The 20031-nt window shown below is 57.1% G+C and carries 10 protein-coding genes, 1 tRNA gene and 3 rRNA genes; 5 read left to right on the top strand and 9 right to left on the bottom strand.

Annotated elements, in window-relative coordinates:
* Positions 1-100: 100 nt before the first annotated feature.
* The 8 genes from rrf to HSW_RS22195 form a co-directional block, all read right to left on the bottom strand.
* Positions 101-212 (bottom strand): 5S ribosomal RNA (gene rrf / locus HSW_RS25245).
* Positions 213-312: 100 nt separating this feature from the next.
* Positions 313-3219, bottom strand: a 23S ribosomal RNA gene (locus tag HSW_RS22225).
* Positions 3220-3451: 232 nt separating this feature from the next.
* Positions 3452-4964 (bottom strand): 16S ribosomal RNA (locus HSW_RS22220).
* The 16S, 23S and 5S rRNA genes sit together here, the layout of an rRNA operon.
* Before the next feature lie 172 nt (positions 4965-5136).
* On the bottom strand, positions 5137-5562 hold the full coding sequence (locus HSW_RS22215; protein WP_155833106.1) for a hypothetical protein: 426 nt from the start codon (positions 5560-5562) through the stop codon (positions 5137-5139).
* A gap of 610 nt (positions 5563-6172) precedes the next feature.
* Positions 6173-8104, bottom strand: a complete 1932-nt coding sequence (locus tag HSW_RS22210; RefSeq protein ID WP_044003959.1) for an OmpA family protein — start codon at positions 8102-8104, stop codon at positions 6173-6175.
* 103 nt (positions 8105-8207) lie between these two features.
* A complete protein-coding gene (locus HSW_RS22205; protein WP_044003957.1) occupies positions 8208-8702 on the bottom strand; it encodes a hypothetical protein in 495 nt (164 codons plus the stop codon).
* Between the two features lie 202 nt (positions 8703-8904).
* A complete protein-coding gene (locus HSW_RS22200; protein ID WP_231501341.1) occupies positions 8905-9801 on the bottom strand; it encodes a (Fe-S)-binding protein in 897 nt (298 codons plus the stop codon).
* A 125-nt stretch (positions 9802-9926) separates the two neighbouring features.
* Positions 9927-11309 (bottom strand): 4Fe-4S dicluster domain-containing protein, encoded by a 1383-nt coding sequence (locus HSW_RS22195; RefSeq protein WP_044003952.1) that lies wholly within the window; start codon positions 11307-11309, stop codon positions 9927-9929.
* 180 nt (positions 11310-11489) lie between these two features.
* Here HSW_RS22195 and HSW_RS22190 point away from each other — a divergent pair.
* Positions 11490-11562, top strand: a tRNA-Phe gene (locus HSW_RS22190).
* Positions 11563-11623: 61 nt separating this feature from the next.
* Here HSW_RS22190 and HSW_RS22185 read toward each other — a convergent pair.
* Complete coding sequence (locus tag HSW_RS22185; RefSeq protein WP_044003950.1) at positions 11624-11995, bottom strand: hypothetical protein; 372 nt, start codon at positions 11993-11995, stop codon at positions 11624-11626.
* Between the two features lie 255 nt (positions 11996-12250).
* Between HSW_RS22185 and nagB the strand changes: the two genes are divergently transcribed.
* The 4 genes from nagB (at position 12251) to HSW_RS22165 (ending at position 20029) form a co-directional block, all read left to right on the top strand.
* Entirely contained in the window at positions 12251-14170 is a 1920-nt protein-coding gene (gene nagB, locus HSW_RS22180) for a glucosamine-6-phosphate deaminase (RefSeq protein ID WP_044003948.1), read from the top strand.
* 258 nt (positions 14171-14428) lie between these two features.
* Positions 14429-15064, top strand: coding sequence for an RNA polymerase sigma-70 factor (locus HSW_RS22175; RefSeq protein ID WP_052346755.1), 636 nt, complete (start codon positions 14429-14431; stop codon positions 15062-15064).
* Positions 15065-15307: 243 nt separating this feature from the next.
* Complete coding sequence (locus HSW_RS22170) at positions 15308-16393, top strand: FecR family protein (RefSeq protein ID WP_044003946.1); 1086 nt, start codon at positions 15308-15310, stop codon at positions 16391-16393.
* A 69-nt stretch (positions 16394-16462) separates the two neighbouring features.
* On the top strand, positions 16463-20029 hold the full coding sequence (locus HSW_RS22165) for a SusC/RagA family TonB-linked outer membrane protein (protein ID WP_044003944.1): 3567 nt from the start codon (positions 16463-16465) through the stop codon (positions 20027-20029).
* Positions 20030-20031 lie beyond the last annotated feature (2 nt).

Genomic DNA, 20031 nt, shown 5'->3' with positions numbered 1-20031 from the left:
GCGCAGTGGTCACGCGCGGGCTGGGGGGGGGGGGGGCTATAAACGCAAACTGCCTCGCGCATTCCGGGGAGGAAACGCTGCAAGGCAGTTTGAATGATAAGGTTGGGGGCAACCGACTCTCCCGCCGGGGAAGGCAGAACCATAGGCGCTCCGGGGTTTAACGACTCTGTTCGAAATGGAAAAAGGGGAACACCCGGGCTAAAGCCACCATTATCAAGTCAGCCCGGCCCGGGTGCGTGTTCGCACACCCGGCGGCTGTCGTATTCGACATAGAGGCAGAGTCTAAGAAAAAGAAAGGAGGTAGCTGCTGGCTACAGAAGTGTTCGAGCACTTAGTACCCCTCGGCTATGCCATTTCTGACTGTACACCTAGGGCCTATCAACGTCATCGTCTCTGACGGCTCTTATTATCGGATATCTCATCTTCAGGTGAGTTTCGCACTTAGATGCTTTCAGCGCTTATCTCATCCCAGCGTCGCTACCCGGCACTGCAACTGGCGTCACAACCGGTACACGAGCGGCTGGTCCAACTCGGTCCTCTCGTACTAAAGTCAGGTCCTGTCAAATATCCTACGCCCACCACAGATAGGGACCGAACTGTCTCACGACGTTCTGAACCCAGCTCGCGTGCCACTTTAATCGGCGAACAGCCGAACCCTTGGGACCTTCTCCAGCCCCAGGACGTGACGAGCCGACATCGAGGTGCCAAACCTCCCCGTCGATATGAGCTCTTGGGGGAGATCAGCCTGTTATCCCCGGCGTACCTTTTATCCTTTGAGCGATGGCCCTTCCATGCGGAACCACCGGATCACTATATCCGTCTTTCGACCCTGCTCGGCTTGTAGGCCTCACAGTCAAGCCTGCTTCTGCTATTGCGCTCTACATCCGGTTACCAAGCGGATTGAGCAGACCTTTGAAAGCCTCCGATACTTTTTTGGAGGCGACCACCCCAGTCAAACTACCCAGCAGACACTGTCTCCGTTTTCCAGATTAGGTGCCAAACAACACAAGGGTGGTATTTCAACGTTGACTCCCCAAGACCTGGCGGCCCTGGCTCATAGTCTCCCACCTATCCTACACATGTGTTGTCCAGCAGCAATGTCAACCTATAGTAAAGGTGCACGGGGTCTTTCCGTCCCGTGGCGGGTACTCGGCATCTTCACCGAGACTACAATTTCACCGAGCTCACGGCTGAGACAGCGCCCAGATCGTTACACCATTCGTGCAGGTCGGAACTTACCCGACAAGGAATTTCGCTACCTTAGGACCGTTATAGTTACGGCCGCCGTTTACCGGGGCTTCGATTCAAACCTTCGCTTGCGCTAAGTTCCCCTCTTAACCTTCCGGCACCGGGCAGGTGTCAGGCCTTATACTTCCGCTTACGCGTTCGCAAAGCCATGTGTTTTTGTTAAACAGTCGCCTGGGCCTTTTCACTGCGGCTTCTCATATTGCTACGAGGAAGCGTCCCTTCTCCCGAAGTTACAGGACCATTTTGCCGAGTTCCTTGGCCGTGATTCACTCGAGCCCCTCAGGATACTCTCCTTGACTACCTGTGTCGGTTTGCGGTACGGGTTATTCTTCAGTAAACGCTTAGCAGGTTTTCTTGGCAGTCTGATTAGGTACACTATCCCATTGGCCGAGGCCGCTAGGTACTATCAGGTTTCAGCAAAATCGGCGTACTTGACTACCAACTCTATACCTACACCCTTTAACGAGCACTTCCGTCCGCTCGCGGTACTTTCACTTCTGCGTCACTGCATCACTCCAAAGAATAAGTGCTGGAATATCAACCAGCTGTCCATCGACGTAGCCTCTCGGCGTAGCCTTAGGTCCCGACTAACCCTGCTCCGATTAGCGTTGAGCAGGAAACCTTAGTCTATCGGGGAGGGGGTTTCTCACCCCCTTTATCGTTACTCATGCCTACATTTGCTTTTCTAGCCGCTCCAGCTCGCCTGACGACGCACCTTCACCGCTGACTAGAATGCTCCCCTACCACTTACGCATAGCGTAAATCCATCGCTTCGGTACCGGACTTGATGCCCGTGTATTATCGATGCCCTCTCGCTCGACCAGTGAGCTGTTACGCACTCTTTAAAGGAATGGCTGCTTCCAAGCCAACCTCCTGGCTGTCAAAGCAAGTGGACCTCCTTTGTTCAACTTAGTCCGAATTTAGGGACCTTAGCGGATGGTCTGGGTTCTTTCCCTCTCGGCATGGGACCTTAGCACCCCACGCCTCACTGCCGGCTATATTACTGGGCATTCGGAGTTCATCAGGATTCGGTAGGCTATGACACCCCCTAGTCCTATTGGTAGCTCTACCTCCCAGTAACTCAACGCCGACGCTGTACCTAAATACATTTCGGGGAGTACGAGCTATTTCTCAGTTTGATTGGCCTTTCACCCCTACCCTCAGGTCATCCAAATCCTTTTCAACGGAAACTGGTTCGGTCCTCCAGTTGGTGTTACCCAACCTTCAACCTGCCCAAGGGTAGATCACAAAGTTTCGCGTCTACCCCCTCTGACTCTGCGCCCTATTCAGACTCGCTTTCGCTGCGGCTCCGTGCTTTCAAGCACTTAACCTTGCCAGAGAGGAGTAACTCGTAGGCTCATTATGCAAAAGGCACGCTATCACCCCACTAAAAGGCTCTAACTGCTTGTAAGCACACGGTTTCAGGTTCTTTTCACTCCGGTATTCCCGGTTCTTTTCACCTTTCCCTCACGGTACTAGTTCACTATCGGTCTCTCAGGAGTATGTAGCCTTAGCGGATGGTGCCGCTGGATTCAGACGGGGTTTCTCCGGCCCCGCCCTACTCAGGAATCCTCTACCGTACTTAATCAGTTCGCCTACGGGATTCTCACCCTCTCTGATCGACTTTCCCACGTCGTTCGGCTAAGATTAAATAATCAGATGTTGAGGTCCTACAACCCCGGACTGGCCGTAACCAACCCGGTTTGGGCTCCTCCCCGTTCGCTCGCCACTACTGGGGGAATCATATGTTATTTTCTTTTCCTCCGGGTACTTAGATGTTTCAGTTCCCCGGGTTTGCCTCTGTCCTCTAAAAGAGCACAGATCCTTGGTCTTCAACCAAGGGGGTTGCCCCATTCGGATATCTACGGATCACCTGGTATGTGCCCATCCCCGTAGCTTTTCGCAGCTTATCACGTCCTTCATCGCCTCTGAGAGCCTAGGCATCCCCCGTGTGCCCTTGTCTACTTCTCGTAGAGGTGCAGTCCGTAGACTACACCGGCTCGGGTGACCAACCATAGGTTAATCACGCGTTTGTTCTCTTCTTTTTCTTAAACTCTGTTTTCCTCTATGTCAAAGAACGTATGCAACCCCAATTGGGCTACAGTGAGAATGATGGAAAAGACGTATTCGGTAAGGAATACAGATTTTAACGAAATCGTGGGAGGAGAGCCCCAACTTGTCAACCGAGTCGAACAAGCTCCAGAAAGGAGGTGATCCAGCCGCACCTTCCGGTACGGCTACCTTGTTACGACTTAGCCCCAGTTACCTGTTCTACCCTAACTGGCTTCGTTGCGGAGCACCAGCTTCAGGTCTACCAGACTTCCATGGCTTGACGGGCGGTGTGTACAAGGCCCGGGAACGTATTCACCGCGTCATTGCTGATACGCGATTACTAGTGATTCCAGCTTCACGAAGTCGAGTTGCAGACTTCGATCCGAACTGAGAACGGCTTTGTGAGATTGGCATCACATCACTGTGTAGCGACCCTCTGTACCGTCCATTGTAGCACGTGTGTAGCCCTAGGCGTAAGGGCCATGATGACCTGACGTCGTCCCCGCCTTCCTCACTGCTTGCGCAGGCAGTCCATCTAGAGTCCCCAGCTTAACCTGATGGCAACTAAATGTAGGGGTTGCGCTCGTTGCGGGACTTAACCCAACACCTCACGGCACGAGCTGACGACGGCCATGCAGCACCTTGCTTTGTGTCCCGAAGGAAAAGTTCATCTCTGAACCGGTCACGCGCATTCTAGCCTAGGTAAGGTTCCTCGCGTATCATCGAATTAAACCACATGCTCCACCACTTGTGCGGGCCCCCGTCAATTCCTTTGAGTTTCACTCTTGCGAGCGTACTCCCCAGGTGGGATACTTACCGCTTTCGCTAAGCCAGTGACTGTCTATCGCCACCAGCGAGTATCCATCGTTTACGGCGTGGACTACCAGGGTATCTAATCCTGTTCGCTCCCCACGCTTTCGTGCCTCAGCGTCAGTACCAGCCTAGTCAGCTGCCTACGCAATCGGGGTTCTGGAAGGTATCTATGCATTTCACCGCTACACCTTCCATTCCGCCAACCTCGTCTGGACTCAAGCCCGCCAGTATCCAGGGCAGTTCCACAGTTGAGCTGTGGGCTTTCACCCCGGACTTAACGGGCCGCCTACGCACCCTTTAAACCCAATAAATCCGGACAACGCTTGCACCCTCCGTATTACCGCGGCTGCTGGCACGGAGTTAGCCGGTGCTTATTCCTCAGGTACCGTCAGTTTAGGACGCATCCTCTTTTTCTTCCCTGAGAAAAGCCGTTTACAACCCAGAAGGCCTTCATCCGGCACGCGGCATGGCTGGGTCAGGCTCTCGCCCATTGCCCAATATTCCCTACTGCTGCCTCCCGTAGGAGTCTGGCCCGTATCTCAGTGCCAGTGTGGGGGATCACCCTCTCAGGTCCCCTAGACATCGTCGCCTTGGTGGGCCGTTACCCCGCCAACTAGCTAATGTCACGCAACCCCATCCTTGACCAATAAATCTTTACCAATTGTGTGATGCCACACTGTTGGTTTATGCGGTATTAATCCGCCTTTCGGCGGGCTATCCCCCAGTCAAGGGCAGGTTGGTTACGCGTTACGCACCCGTGCGCCACTAGTGTATTGCTACACCCGTTCGACTTGCATGTATTAGGCCTGCCGCTAGCGTTCATCCTGAGCCAGGATCAAACTCTCCATTGTAAGAAATTTCTTCACCAGCTCGAAAGCTGACTGATGTCAAGTGCTGATCCGACCCGGTATATTTGACGAGCTGTTTGTGGGCTCATCCCATGATTCGCTTGAAAACCTGTAATCTCAACTTCTTCCCTGATTGCTCAGAAGCGAAGTTGCTTACCGTTTTTGTCTTTTCCAGTCATTCAAAGAACGTATGCAGCGCCCCGTTGGGCCCTACCGTGTGCCGCTCGAAAGCGGCGTAGTCTGCGTGTTGTAAGCCCCTTCCGATCGAAGCGGGTTGCAAAGGTAAGCAGCTTTTTTCATCCTGCAAGCCTTTTCTGAAAAAAAATTTTCCGAAGTAAATTTCGAAAGCGATTCGTTTTTCAGTAAGCCAGCTTCCGGTTGAAGCGGAGTGCAAAGGTAAGCAGCTTTTTGCTTTTTCCAAGAACCCGAACGAAAAAAAGTTTTTAGCCTTTTCTTCGTTTCCGATTCCCAGTGCCCATTTTCTCAGTCGAAACCGGGCTGCAAAGGTAACAAGCTTTTCTGCCTTTTTCCAAGAGTGCAACCGAAAAAAGTTTTTCGCTGCTAGCTCGTGGAAAGCGCCTCCTTCTGAAGCGGGGTGCAAAGATAGCACTTTCTCGCTGCCATTTGCAATCCCGCAGGCGAACTTTTTTCAACTCGCTTTTTCGAAGGAAAGCTGCGAGCTGTAGAAAGAAGCCGGGAGGCAAAGAAGAACTTGCGCGCTGGTGGCCCGAAGATTGGCAGCGGCCCCTTCCGCGTTTCGGATTGGGAGTGCAAAAGTGCGGGCTTTTACCGCTACTTCCTAACCTACCACTGAAAAAACCCGTTCAAGACCCGCTGAAATCCCCTTTCTCCCACAGTATCAGTCCCATTCTTTTTTACCCTTGTGTTGCAGTTCCACTCACCAATGCTCGTGCCGATTAGTAGTTGGCAACATATAGACGTGCGGTTATGTGCAGAATACCCCAGGAAGAAACTGATAGTACACTTACGCCACTCACGATAGGATGACTTTACCCCTAACCAAGAACGTTGCCCACGCGTGCCAACGACTATTCTTCTATTGAAAACGAAATGAGTTGCTGGCCGACTACTACCCGAAAGAGGGCTGTTTGGCGACACTATATATATAAGAGTACCGTGCGTGGCTGAACAAGACGCAGAAAAGGCCCGACTTGCTAGTGCAAATCGGGCCTTTTGACTGCTTGGAAAGCCTATTCGGCAATTTTCGTCACTTTGAATTCCGTGCGGCGGTTGCGCTGGTATTCTTCTTCCGTCTTAGCGGCTTTTAGCACGGGGCGGCTTTCCCCGTATCCTTTGGCCGTAATACGGGCTTTATCAACGCCTTTGGAAACAATGTAGGCTACAGCCGACTCGGCGCGGCGCTGTGATAGGGCCATGTTGTAGGCGTCTTTACCCCGAGAGTCGGTGTGAGAACTGAGTTCGATGGTGATTTTGGGGTTGTCGTTGAGGGTTTCTACGAGTTTATCTAGTTCCAGCGCCGCATCGGGGCGGATATCGGCCTTATCGTAATCGTAGAAGATGTTATCGACTACAATGGCTTTGTTTTTAACAATTTTGGTGAGAGTGAGAGTGACGGGCACTTTCACATCATTCATCGGATCGGGCAGCGCATCCTGGGCGGGCTTGCGGCCAATGGTGCTAAGCGAATTGCGGGCGGTAAAGTACCCCGGACGGTCAGCAACGAGGGAGTAGCTAGCGGCAGCCGTATCGAGCTTCATACTGAATTTACCATCGGGGCCAGTAGTGGCTTCCTGAAGCTTCTGTCCCTTATTATTATAGAGACCTACAGCCTCATTCGGGACGGGAGCGGTCTGGCCGGTTTTGTCGTTACGTTCTACCAGCGTACCATCAGCATAGAAGGTGACGAGCTTGATGGGTTTCTCACGGAACAGATACAGGTCGTCGGAGCCTTTGCCGCCGGACCGGTTGGAAGAGAATACACCCATCTTCTTATCTGTAAAGAAGGGGGCGAAATCGTCGCCGTTACTATTAATAGGAGCACCGAGGTTTACCACTTTGCCTTTCTCGACCTTAAAGATGTCAAGCTTTCCTAGGCCGGGCTGCCCATCGGAGGAAAAATACAGAGTTCCATCAGGGGAAACGGCCGGGTAGTTTTCGTTGCCGGGCGTGTTGATCTGGTCGCCGAGGTTTTCGGGGGTGGAGAAGCGACCAGGGCTTTCCATCGTGGACTTGTACAGGTCGTTGCCGCCAAGGCCGCCTTTACGGGTGGAGGCAAAATACAATGTCTGACCATCGGGTGAGAAAACCGGCGAGAACTCATCGGCGGTACTGCTGTTTACGCCGCGCAAAATTTCCGGCTCCGTCCAAGCGCCGCCCCGGAAGTAGGAAACCCACAAATCAACGCTCAGGTAGCCCTTTTTGGAGCCGTTGTTGGAACGGGCGAATACCATCATCTTGCCATCGGGCGAATAGGTGGCACTGGCTTCGTGCTTATCGGCGGAATTAATGATTGGGTCGAGTTTGCGGACGGTGCCGCCGGTCAGCTTCTGGTCATCGTCGAATTTGACAGCGTATAGGTCGTTGTAACCTTCTCCGTTGCCGACATATACCTTGCCTTCCCGCCCGGAGGCAAAGACCAACTCCTTGGTATCTGGTATACGGGTGGTGCTGAACTCAGCGGCGGGCGTGTTGATCTGATCGAGTGGCAGCACCTCGTTGTTGGTGCGCATGGCCACAATGCTGGTAGCGGCACGGGCGTTTTTGGCTTCGGTTTCAGCCAAGCCAGCCAGCGTGCGGTTGCTGCCATTCTGAGCGTAGCTTTCAAACTGAGCCGCAGCTTCCTCGAATTTCCCACTGGCCCGCAATGCCTGCGCGTAATGGTAACCGGCTTCCGAGTTCTTAACCCCACCGGCCATAGCCGCCTTGTAGTATTCCTCGGCCAGTTCGGCGCGGTTAGAAAGCCGATACGACTCGGCCAAACGGTAATTGGCCTGGGCCACGTTGCGGCCCTTTGCTACATCAGCCTTATATAAGGCAATAGCAGCTTCATACTCACCACGGGCAAACCGCTTGTCGGCCTTGCTCAGGCTGCCCGAGGTAGCACAGCTGGTAAGGACTGCAGCAGAACTTAGGATAGCGCACGGAAGAAGATAGTGTTTCATGGGAGCAGGAAGCTGAAGGATAGGTGCCGGCCCTAGGGTAGCAGGGCGGAACCCGGTGTTAATAATACTAATGATTCCGTGAATTTTCCGTTGCCTAGAAGGCTTAGGCAACGGACTGAAAATATCGGGCCAGCCAAGTAGTACCCGCCGGAGCAGGCCACCCGGCTTGGAGCTGGCCTACTGTGGTACGGGTAGCATCAAAATAGGGCGTATCGGTCTGCAAGGCACCAGCGGCCACAGCTTCTTTGAGCGCCGTGCGGTCGAGGAGCATTACGTTCCCGTCCAGCAGGAAGGCCAGCTTCGACTTTTCCAGCAACTGTACCTGCTGCTGCTGCTCGATGCTTTGCACAAAGCGCACGGAGGCATCGATGGAGCAGCCGCTGGCGTCAGCTACGGCTTCATCCAATCCTACTACCAGAAACTGCTGATGCAGTACGGCCACAGAAGCCGCCAGGGTGCGGCCGTGGCTGGTCCACTCGTCGACGAAGCGGCGTAGGGCCGGTTGCAGGTTTTCCAGCTCGGCGGCGGTAAACGGCCGGTTGGCCTGGTAAATCCAGATGCGGGCGGAAGCGGGAAGCTGATCGAAGGGCACGTACATAAGCAGAAGCTTGGGGCAGCGAGGCGCGGCTGCCAATTACAACGGCAAGGTACAACCCGTGTTGTCAGCCAGCCTGCCTCTCTGTTACAAAGAAACAGCCCCGCCCGGAAGTTCCGGTGCGGGGCTGTAATTAGTGCTTAGGCTGTTTCTCTATTCAAAAGCCGAATAAGCTAAGCACTAGACACTACCAACTAAGTACTTGCTAAGCGTTGAGGCCTTCGGCGGAGGCAATCAGTTCGGCCAAGTCGAACACCTGCACGTCCTGTTCGCGCTCCTTGTTCTTTACGCCGTCGGCCATCATAGTCATGCAGAAGGGGCAGGCCACGGCAATTACGCTGCCGCCGCGGTTGGAGCCGGCGGGCAACACCGGCGCGGTGCTTTCCACGCCCTGCAGGTTCAGCAGCACATCGGCGTCGCCATCCAAGGTAGCCAAGGCTTCTTCAGTCCGCTCAATGTTCACGTCCTTTTTGCCGGGCTCGGGCTCTTTCCACATCTGGGCACCACCGGCCCCGCAGCAGAGGCCGTTGGTTTTGCAGCGCTTCATCTCCAGCAGGTCGGCGTCGAGCACTTCCAGCACCTCGCGAGGCGCTTCGTAGATGTTGTTGGCGCGGCCTAGGTAGCAGGAGTCGTGGAAGGTGATGCGTCGGCCCTTGAACGACTCGCCGCCCTTGGCCGTCACCTTGCCCTCGTTGATGAGTTGCTGCAGAAAGGTGCTGTGATGAATCACCTCAAACTCGCCGCCCAGCGCGGGATACTCGTTTTTGATGGTGTTGAAGCAGTGTGGGCAGGCCGTGACCACCTTCTTGATGCCATAGCCGTTGAGGGTGGCAATGTTGGTCATGGCCTGCATCTGAAACAGGAATTCGTTGCCGGCGCGCTTGGCCGGGTCGCCGGTGCAGGATTCCTCCATGCCCAGCACGGCGTAGCTCACGCCTACGTGCTCCAGAATGCGAACGAAGGCGCGGGTTACACGCTTGTACCGGTCGTCGAAGGCGCCGGCGCAGCCCACCCAGAACAGGATTTCCGGCGACTCGCCCCGGGCGGCCAGGTCGGCCATCAGCGGAACAGATACGGGACGTTTGGCAGTTTGTTCAGCCATTATAGTAGTGAGTAGTCGGTATTGAGTATTGAGACAAGGGAAAAAAGAAGCAGCAATAAGTTGGGTGAGGCAGAGAGAGCGGCACACGAGTGTCTAATTACTCAATACTCACTACCCAATACTCGCTACTTCTCCGCCACGAACAGGTCGTCGGCCCAGTTGAACCGGTCGGAGGGCGAGAAGGCCCACGGCGCGCCGTTGTTTTCGATGTTGCTGAACATCACGTTCAGGGAGTTAGGCGCGGCCGACTCTTCCAGCACCAGGAAGCGGCGCATTTCCACGATGCTTTCCAGCGGGTTGATGTTCACCGGGCAGGCTTCCACGCAGGCGTTGCAGGTGGTGCAGGCCCACAACTCCTCGGGCGTTACGTAGCCGCGCAGCAGGGTGTGGTTTTCCTTGTCGAGCTGCTCCTGGGGGTTGTGCTTGGCCTCCGGGCCGTACAGGCTGGGGTGGAAAATCAGGGGTGAGTTGTACTTCTCCTCCACCCTATCCCGGGTATCCATGATGATTTTGCGGGGCGAGAGGAGCTTACCGGTGAGGTTGGCCGGGCACACCGAGGTGCAGCGGCCGCACTCGGTGCAGGAGTAGGCACTGAGCAGGTTGGTCCAGGCCAGGTCGTCCACGTCTTTAGCGCCGAAGGGCGTGGGCGCGGCAGCCGAGCCATCGGGATTGGTGGCCGGGGCGGGCACCTGGTAGCTGGGGTCCATCATGGCTTTCACCTCGTGGGTGATGCTTTCCACGTTCGAGAACTGCCCCTGCGGCACCAGCCGGGAGTAGAACACGTTCGGGAAGGCCATGATGATGTGGAAGTGCTTACTGCTAGGCAAGTAGTTCAGGAACAGCAGAATGCCTACAATGTGCGCCCACCAGCCCACACGCTCCAGCACGGCCAGGGCCGTGAGGTTATCGGGGAACAGGCCCGTCAGCAGGCTGCTGACCGGAAACGCGCCGGGCAGGTCCTTGCCTTCCAGCTGATGCAACTTCAGGTCGGCGGCGTTCATCGTGAACAGGGCCACCATCAGTACCACCTCCACGTAGAGAATCACGTTGGCGTCGAGTTTGGGCCAGGCCCGTAGCTCGGGGCCGGTGAAACGGCGTACTACGCCTACGTTGCGGCGCCACCAGAACACCACCACGGCCAGCACCACCAGCGCGCCCAGCACCTCGTTGGTGCCCGTCAGGGCCGAGTACAGCGGGCCTAGGAACTGCAGAAACCGGTGGGTACCGAATAGGCCGTCCACCATGATTTCAATGACTTCGATGTTGATGACGATGAAGCCGACGTATACAATCAGGTGCAAAAAGGCCGGCGTGAGGCGCTTGAACATCTTCTGCTGCCCGAAGGCCACCAGCAGCGTCTTCCAGAGGCGCTCATTGACGTGGCCGCTCATGTCCCGGTCGCGCCCGACGAGGATATTGGCCCGGATCTTCCGCGCTTGCCAGGCAAACAGGCCGAAGCCCGCTACCGCCACCAGCAGGAAGAGGATGTTTTGAATGGAGAAGTGCACGGGAATTTGGGTAGGTTTGGGGTTTAGCCCGAAATATACTCGGTATGCATAACAAATTACAGCTTTTCAGCTGGTATGTTTCTTCCGGCAAAAAAAATCCGGTCAGTTCTTGCAGGTTGCAAAACCTTTACTACTTTTGTGCTCCCCAACGGCGGTAACGCACTCGGGGAACCGAGAGCTGGTAATGTAGCTCAGTTGGTAGAGCACAGCACTGAAAATGCTGGTGTCGTTGGTTCGATTCCAATCATTACCACAAAAAGGCCTTTCGTATCGCACGGAAGGCCTTTTTTGTTTTACTGCTACCTATACGGTGACTAGGAAAGCTGTGGCAAAGGGCGATGTACGGCGGTAGAAATCTGGGGACCCATGCCACCGTGGCGTAAGAAGAATTTCTCTACTTGCTGCTTCAGCAACGGAATGTTGTCGGTTTCTAACTCTGCTACCATGTGCTCAAGCGCCGAAATGTGGCGCTCGGTGGTCAGCAGGAAGCCCGGCTCACTAATCCAGGAATAGGCATACAGCCGCGTGCCATCAACGGCCACCGTGTGGTGCAGATACCGGATGTCGGTAGCCGGAATAAAAGATGCTTCATTGTTGCCCAGCGGATAGTCCCAGCCTCGATAAAGCGAAATCCGGACGAAGCCCAGTTCGCGCAGCGCAACATCTTTGGGGTCAATAGTCGTCATAGCAGTACAGTGGTAAGAGTGGAGGCGGCCCCGGCAATACGCAGCCGGTTATGCAAATTGCCCGCAGAAGCCGGCTGTGCAAAGGCACACTACCGCTCATTTGTGACATGCGCTTTCGGGCATATACCAGCCGGCTTAGCCGGCCAGTATATGCCGGTAGTGGAAAAGAATTTGCGCAGAAACTGGAGTTTGTCGTGGCGAACTATGTACTTCCCGGACCTTACGTGCTGTACCGACCCACCAACTACCTCCCGTATGCAGACTGCCACCGAACTCCGTGCTGAACGCCTGTCCACCACCATCTACCCCGATTCCGAGCTGGCTTCCGTGGCGGTGGCCCGGCAACTTGCCGACCTGATCCGGCAACGCGCCGCCGAGGGGCGCACCTGCGTACTGGGCCTGGCCACGGGCTCAACTCCTACCCGCTTGTATGAAGAACTGGTGCGCCTGCACCAGGCAGAAGGGCTCAGCTTTCAGAACGTCGTGACATTCAACCTCGACGAATATTACCCGATGGCACCGGATTCTTTACAGAGTTACGTGCGCTTTATGCACGAATATCTGTTTGACTGCATTGATATCCGGCCCGAGAACGTACACATTCCGGACGGCACGCTGCCGCAAGAGCAGGTGGCCGAGTTCTGCCGCCATTATGAGGAGCAGATCCGAGAAGCCGGAGGGATTGATTTGCAGGTGCTGGGCGTTGGGCGGACCGGGCACATTGGCTTTAATGAGCCCGGTTCCGGCGCGGCCTCCCGGACCCGCCTCATCACCCTCGACCACATCACCCGCACAGATGCCGCTTCCGATTTTTACGGAGAGGAAAACGTACCGCGCCGCGCTATTACCATGGGCGTAGGCACTATCCTGGAGGCCCGGGAGATTGTGCTGCTGGCCTGGGGCGAGGGTAAGGCCGCGGTGGTGAAGCGCATGGTGGAGGGCGAGCCTACTGACTCAGTGCCGGCCACGTACCTGCAGCAGCATCCTAATGTGCGCGTGGTACTGGATGAAGCGGCCGGCGCCGAGCTGACCCGGGTGAAAACGCCCTGGCTGGTGGGACGGACTCTTAACTGGCAGCATGCGCCCACCGTGCGCAAGGCCGTGACGTGGCTGGCCCGCACCTTGCAAAAGCCCATTCTCAAACTTACCGACGAAGATTACAACGAAAACGGTCTTTCGGAACTGCTGGCGCAGTCAGGGCTGGCATATAACATCAACATCCGGGTGTTTCGGCAGTTGCAGCGCACCATTACGGGCTGGCCGGGTGGCAAGCCCAACGCCGATGATACCGACCGGCCGGAGCGAGCCGCGCCCTTCCCTAAACGGGTGCTCATCTTCTCACCCCACCCCGATGACGACGTTATTTCGATGGGCGGCACGCTGCTACGGCTGGTAGATCAGGGGCACGATGTGCACGTTGCGTATCAGACGTCGGGCAACATTGCCGTGTTTGATGATGAAGCCATCCGGTTTGCCGAGTTTGTGGCCGAGTACGATGAGATGTTCCGGCTGGATGAGCAGCCCGCCGAAACCCTGTACCACCGCGTAGCCGATTTCCTGCAGAACAAACTCCCAGGTCAGGTTGACTCGGAGGAAGTGCAGCAGATTAAGGGCCTGATCCGGCGTGGCGAGGCCAAGAGTGCCTGCCGCTACGCGGGTATTCCCGACGCCAACATTCATTTCCAGGATTTACCCTTCTACGAAACCGGCCGGGTACGCAAAAAGCCGATTGGCGAGCAAGATATCCGCCTTACGATGGACCTGCTCGACCAGATTCGCCCCCAGCAGGTGTACGCCGCCGGCGACCTATCGGACCCGCACGGAACGCATCGGGTATGTCTGGCAGCTATTTTTGAGGCGATGCGCCGGCTGCAAGCGGCCAATGCCTCGTGGCTGGCTGAGTGCCGGGTGTGGCTGTATCGGGGGGCATGGCAGGAATGGGACGTAGACCAGATTGAGATGGCCGTGCCCCTCTCGCCCCAGGAACTCACGCGCAAGCGCCGGGCCATCTTCAAGCACCAGAGCCAGAAGGATCGGCCGCTATTCCCCGGGGCCGACCAGCGCGAGTTCTGGCAGCGGGCCGAGGAACGCAACCGCACCACTGCCCGCCTCTACGACCAGCTCGGCTTACCCGAGTACGAGGGAATTGAGGCTTTCGTGCGCTGGCATTTTTAGGAGAACGGCGGCGAAACGGTGTCTGGAAGAAGGCAGGAGGCTGGTGATACACTAGCCGAGAGTCTCTTCCCTACTGCCAAGCCGGCTTACCATTCCGCCCTTTCTCTTCCAGTTTATTGTGTCGGCCGGGCCGCAGCCGCGCCTGAACGAGCCGTGCAGTTACCTACTGCTATTGGGCGTTCGGAGCGCGGCTGTTGGCGGTGGTGGCTACGCCGCCGCTTGATTTCCCTGCGTTGGAGCTATACCTTTGGGTATCTGATGGAAACCACCACCCCCTCTACCGAAAACCTGCTACAGCGCATGGCTACGGCCGATGACCGACAGGCATTCGGGCTATTCTTCACGCGCTATCATGCCCCTTTGGTCACGTTTGCCCTGCAGTATGTGAAAGCCCGGGAGCTGGCCGAGGAAGTGGTATCGGATGTCTTTTTGAAGCTTTGGAACAAACGGGAAACGTTGCCAGCCATTCAGAGCATTACCAGCTACCTCTACGTAGCGGTAAAAAACCAGGCCCTTAACTATCGACTCCGGGTGGAGAACCAGCCCACCCTGGCACTCGATGATGTCATTACCGAACACCCGGTAGACATCATGACGCCGGAGCGGACTCTGCTGACCCAAGAGCTACAGGCCGATATTACGCGGGCCGTAAACTCGTTGCCGCCCCAGTGCCAGGCGATTTTTCGGCTGGTGCGCGAAGATGGCCTTAAGTACAAGGAAGTAGCCGATATCATGGGACTGGCCCCCAAAACGGTGGATGTACAGATGGGTATCGCCATAAAGAAGATCAGCGTGGCGCTGCGCCAGCACTTGGCTGACCAGTCGCGACCGGGCCGTACGCTACGCATTGCGGGGCTGTGGCTGCCGCTGTTGCTGTCGGTAGCGAGCGGGTAGCGGCAACCAAAAATGATGGGGGCAGTTATACTCGTCGCGACACAGGAACAAGGAGCTGCCGTCCGTTTATCCGGCGCCCTCATGCACGTGTTCCGTGTCGCGGCAGAACTAAGCTGGCTTGGTTTCCTGCTTCGGGCCGGCCTCTTTCGGTAGAAGTAGTCTAGTTTTCAGCTACCAGTTTAGGGGATGCGGTGGGTTTCGATGTCTGTATAGTATAGAGCAGTTATTCGGGCTTATTTGATAATGGAGCTATCAGTCATACATGAACTTATCGGGAAGGAGCTGGCCGGTGAACTGACGGGCTCCGAACAGGAAATCCTGACCGCGTGGCTGGCTCAGGCAAGTGCCGACGAGCGGGCCATCTACGAGGCCACCCGGCACTACTGGCAGGCACCTGTTCCCACTCGGATTACGCCATCTGACACCGCCACCGCCCTTCAGAACCTGCTCAACCAACTGCCCGACACGGGCTCGGAACTACTGCCAGCCGCGCCGGAAGCTTCTATTATTCGGCTGCAACCTACCCAAGCTGTTCCTTGGTGGCGCAGCCGTGTGGCCGCGGCCGTGGGCACAGTGCTGGCCGCCAGCACGCTGAGCTACGGCCTGTACCACCGCCTGACTACTCCTGCTGGCGTTCCTTTCGCGTACGAGGAACAATCAACGCCCCGCGGCGCTACGGCCAAGGTGCTGCTGGCCGACGGTACAGTGGTGTGGTTGAATGCCGAGAGCCGCCTATGGTTTCCGAAAAAATTCAGCACCGGTGAGCGCCACGTGTATTTGCAGGGGGAAGCGTACTTCGAGGTAAGCTCAAACCTGAGGCAGCCTTTCGTACTGCACATAGAACAGGAACAGGTGCGGGTGCTGGGCACGGCTTTCAACGTGAAAGCCTACCCCGAAGAATCAACGGTACAGACGGCCGTGGTGGAGGGCAAAGTAGCATTTATCCGCCCAGCCGACACGCCCGAGGCTTCCGATACGTTATATGTAACGGCCAACCAGTTGGGGGTGTATGCCAAACCAACAACATCCATGCACCGGGAAGTAGTCGACAGTCGTGACTACACTGCCTGGAACCAGGGCAAGCTTGTATTTCAGGAAACGCCGCTGGATGAAGTGGCCCGCACCCTGACGCGGCAGTATAACCTGCCGGTGCAGTTGGCCAACGAGCAGATGGGAAAGTGTCGTCTTACGGGCCGCTTCCAGAACCAGAGCCTGCGTGAAGTGGTGCAGGTGTTGTCGATGACGGGAGCGTTCGGGTTTGAGTTGAGCGAGGAACGGCTGGTACTTACCGGACCGGGCTGCAGCCGGCCGGTACAAACGCGGCGGTAAGCCCGTTTTGGCGTATATTGGAGGGCTGAATTTTTACGCTCGCCGATTCATTCGTCCTAGTACCACCGTATGAAGTGCCAGGCCCTGCAGGTAAGGATGGTGGGCCATTATCAACTGAGCCTGGTAACCGGGTTGCTGCTGATACCAACCTTACTGGTCGCCCAGACGCCGCAGCCCACTATTACCCTCCACCTTTCCAATCAGGAAGTTTCCGTTGTGCTGCGGGAAGTGGAGCGACAGAGCCAGTACACGTTTGTGTACAGCAATAGCCAGGTAAACGGCAACCAGCGCATCAGCGCGGACTTCTTCAAGGTTCCGCTGGAACAGGCCCTGATCAAAGTATTGCAGCCACTGGGGCTCACGTACCAGCTGATTGGCCGCCAGATTATCGTTACCCGCCAAGGGCCGCCGAGTGCCTCTCCCATTCCTATCCTCCCGGCCGAAAGCCGTGGCACTTATACCCTGCGCGGACGCGTGCTGGATGCCGAAACCGGCACGCCGCTTCCGGGAGCCAGCGTGGTGGTGCAAGGCACGCCGCGCGGCACAGCAGCCTCGGCGGCCGGGGAATTTACGCTGGTCCTGGCCCCTACCGATTCAGTGGTGGTGGTTAGCTCTATGGGTTTTACGGCGCAGAAAGTACGGCCAGACCACCGCACCCCGCTGGAGGTACGGCTGCAAACCGAACTGCGCCCCCTGACGGAAGTCGTTGTAACGGCTTTCGGACTGGCCCGGGAGCGTAAAGCGCTGGGGTATAGCGTACAGGCGTTGCCCGGTGCGCAGCTGACCGTAGCCCGGGAGCCAAATTTCATCAACGCGGCCAGCGGCAAGCTGGCAGGCGTACACATTACCCGTAGCGGCTCGGGCCCGATGGGTTCCACCAACATCATCATCCGGGGCTATACCTCCCTCACCCGCGACAGCCGGCCGCTGATTGTGGTGGACGGGGTACCCATCGATAACCGCAACGCCCTGCAGGCCACGCGCTTGGGTGGCTACGATTCAGGCGACGGCCTGTCAGTAGTCAACCCGGAGGACATTGATAATATTTCGGTACTGAAGGGCGGCAACGCGGCGGCCTTATACGGCAACCGCGCCGCCAACGGCGTCCTGCTTATCACCACCAAAAAAGGCCGGCGTGGCCTGGGCCTGACTGTCAGCTCCAATACAACCTTCGACCGGGCGCAGGTACTGACCGATTACCAGAACGAATACGGCCAAGGCACGCAGGGGCGGTTCCTAAGTGACTCCCGTGGCCAGCCGGTGCTTACCCCGGAAGGATACCCGCAGGTGGAAGCGGCCGGGGAAAATATTGGAAGCTGGGGGCCGCGCATGGAAGGGCAGCTGGTAAAGCACTGGAACGGCGCAATAAAGCCCTTCACCGCTCAGCCCAACAACGTGCGCGACTTTTTCCAACTGGGCTACACCACGGCCAACACCGTTGCGCTGTCGGCCGGTACGGCGCGTAGTACCCTGCGCATTTCGGCCACGGACCTGCGCAACCGGGGCACTTACCCTAACAGCCGCTTGGCCCGCAACTACCTCACGGTAAAGGGATCCACTAACATATCCAGCCGCCTATCGGTGGAGGTGAAGGCAAGTTACGTGTACGCACGCACCTTTAACCGGCCGACTCTGGGTGTGAACCCCGACAACGTGATGAGCCAGTTTCAGCACTTGCCCCGCAGTGTGGATCTGGCCGATTTGCAGCCGTACCGCAATCCGCTGACGCTACAGCCTATTCTCTGGAACCAGAACCAGGGGACCACCTCAACCACCACAAGCCGCCAGAATCCCTACTGGGCCGCCTATCTGAATACCAACTTTGCCAACCAGCACCGGCTCAATGGCTCCGTAGCTGTACGCTATGATTTTGCCGACTGGTTATGGCTACAGCTGCGCGCCGGCACCGACCGGTACCGCTCCGACCTGGGCTACCGGTACGCCAGCTATACTTCCTGGAACGCCACGGCCACACCCGACCGGGGCGGTCTTTCGGAATCGGAGCTGACGATGCGGGAAGACAACCTCGACTTTATCCTGCACGCCCGGCAACGCTTGGGTGTCAACTGGGTGCTCACTGGGGAAGCCTTTGGCAACCTGCTGCAGAAACGCATGGAAAACCAGGGCGTAACCGGCCTGGGCTTCGTGCGGCCGAATGTGTTCCGGCTTGATAATGTAGCCAGCGCCACGCCGGTGTATGGCTTCTCCCGGTTTGAAGTGCAGTCGTTGTTCGGACGGGCCCAGCTAGATTTTCGCAACGCTGTATTCCTGGAAGCAACGGGCCGTAACGACTGGGACTCGACGCTGCCGCGTGGCGACTGGTCGTATTTTTACCCGAGTACTTCCCTGGCCGTCGGCTACACGGAGCTGCTGGGCTGGAAATCGAGCTGGCTGACTTTGGGCAAGCTGCGGGCCTCCTGGGCCCGGGTGGGCAAAGGGGCCGGGCCCTATGAACTCACCACCAAGTACGATCTGACCACCTCCGGCATACCCAACGGGCCGGGCGTGGGCACGGCACACTTGGGCCAGCCGTTTGCCACGTTGCAGGACCAGCTGGCCACGCTCCGCCTAAAACCTCAGCTCACCCAGGCCGTGGAACTGGGCTCCGAAATGCGCTTTGGCCGTAACCGGGCCTCGCTGGATGTTACGGTATACCGCACCAATACCTATAACCAAGTAACCAGCGTACCCCTGGCAGCCTCCTCCGGCTTCCGCACCCAGCTGATCAACGCGGGGAATATTCAGAACCAAGGGCTGGAAGTAGTGGCGACGGTAACCCCACTTCACCAACGGCTGAGCTGGGACGTTACGCTGAACTGGGCCACAAACCGTTCCGAAGTTCGGAGTCTGAATCAGGGCGGCGAAGTATATCAGTTGGGAACCGAAAGCAACAATGTGGCTGTGGTAGCCCAAGTGGGCCGACCATTCGGTGACCTGTACGGTACCCGCCTGCGCCGCGCCCCCGATGGGCAGCTGCTGGTAGATGCCAATGGGCTGCCCCTTAGCCTACCGGGCCCGGCTGAGCGACTCGGCAATTTTCAGCCTCAATGGTTTGGAGGACTGCACAACCAACTCAGCTACCGACAGTTTCAGGTGGGACTTTTGCTGGACGCCCGCTGGGGTGGCCAGATCTACTCCGTTTCGCAGCAGCAGGCCACCCTGTTCGGCAATGACCGTCGGACGCTGCCCGGCCGGGCCGACTGGTACGCTTCTGAGGCCGCCCGGCTGGCGGCTGGCGTATCTGCCGCTAACTGGGTAGCCACCGGCGGGCTTTTGGTGGAAGGCGTACAGCTCAACCCAGATAATACCTATTCGCCCAGCAGCCGCTACGTGAACCCGCAGCAATACTGGGCCCGCCTGGCCAACTTTTCGGAGCCATTCGTGTACGACGCTTCCTTTGTGAAGCTGCGTGAACTGACGCTTACGTATCAACTGCCTACCGCCCTGGCCAGCCGCATGGGCCGGCTCCGGGGAGCCAGCATTTCGCTGGTGGCCCGCAACGTGGCCTTCCTATACCGGGCCACCCGGGGCTTCGACCCCGAGTCGGGATACAACCTGAGCCGGGCGCAGGGCCTGGAATCGGGCGGCTACCCTAATAGCCGCACGCTGGGTTATCACCTAATCTTGGATTTCTAACG

The organism is Hymenobacter swuensis DY53 (genome assembly GCF_000576555.1).
Taxonomy (GTDB): Bacteria; Bacteroidota; Bacteroidia; order Cytophagales; family Hymenobacteraceae; genus Hymenobacter; species Hymenobacter swuensis.
The sequence above is the reverse complement of the archived record's forward strand: the minus strand, read 5'-3'. Positions and strand labels throughout refer to the sequence as shown.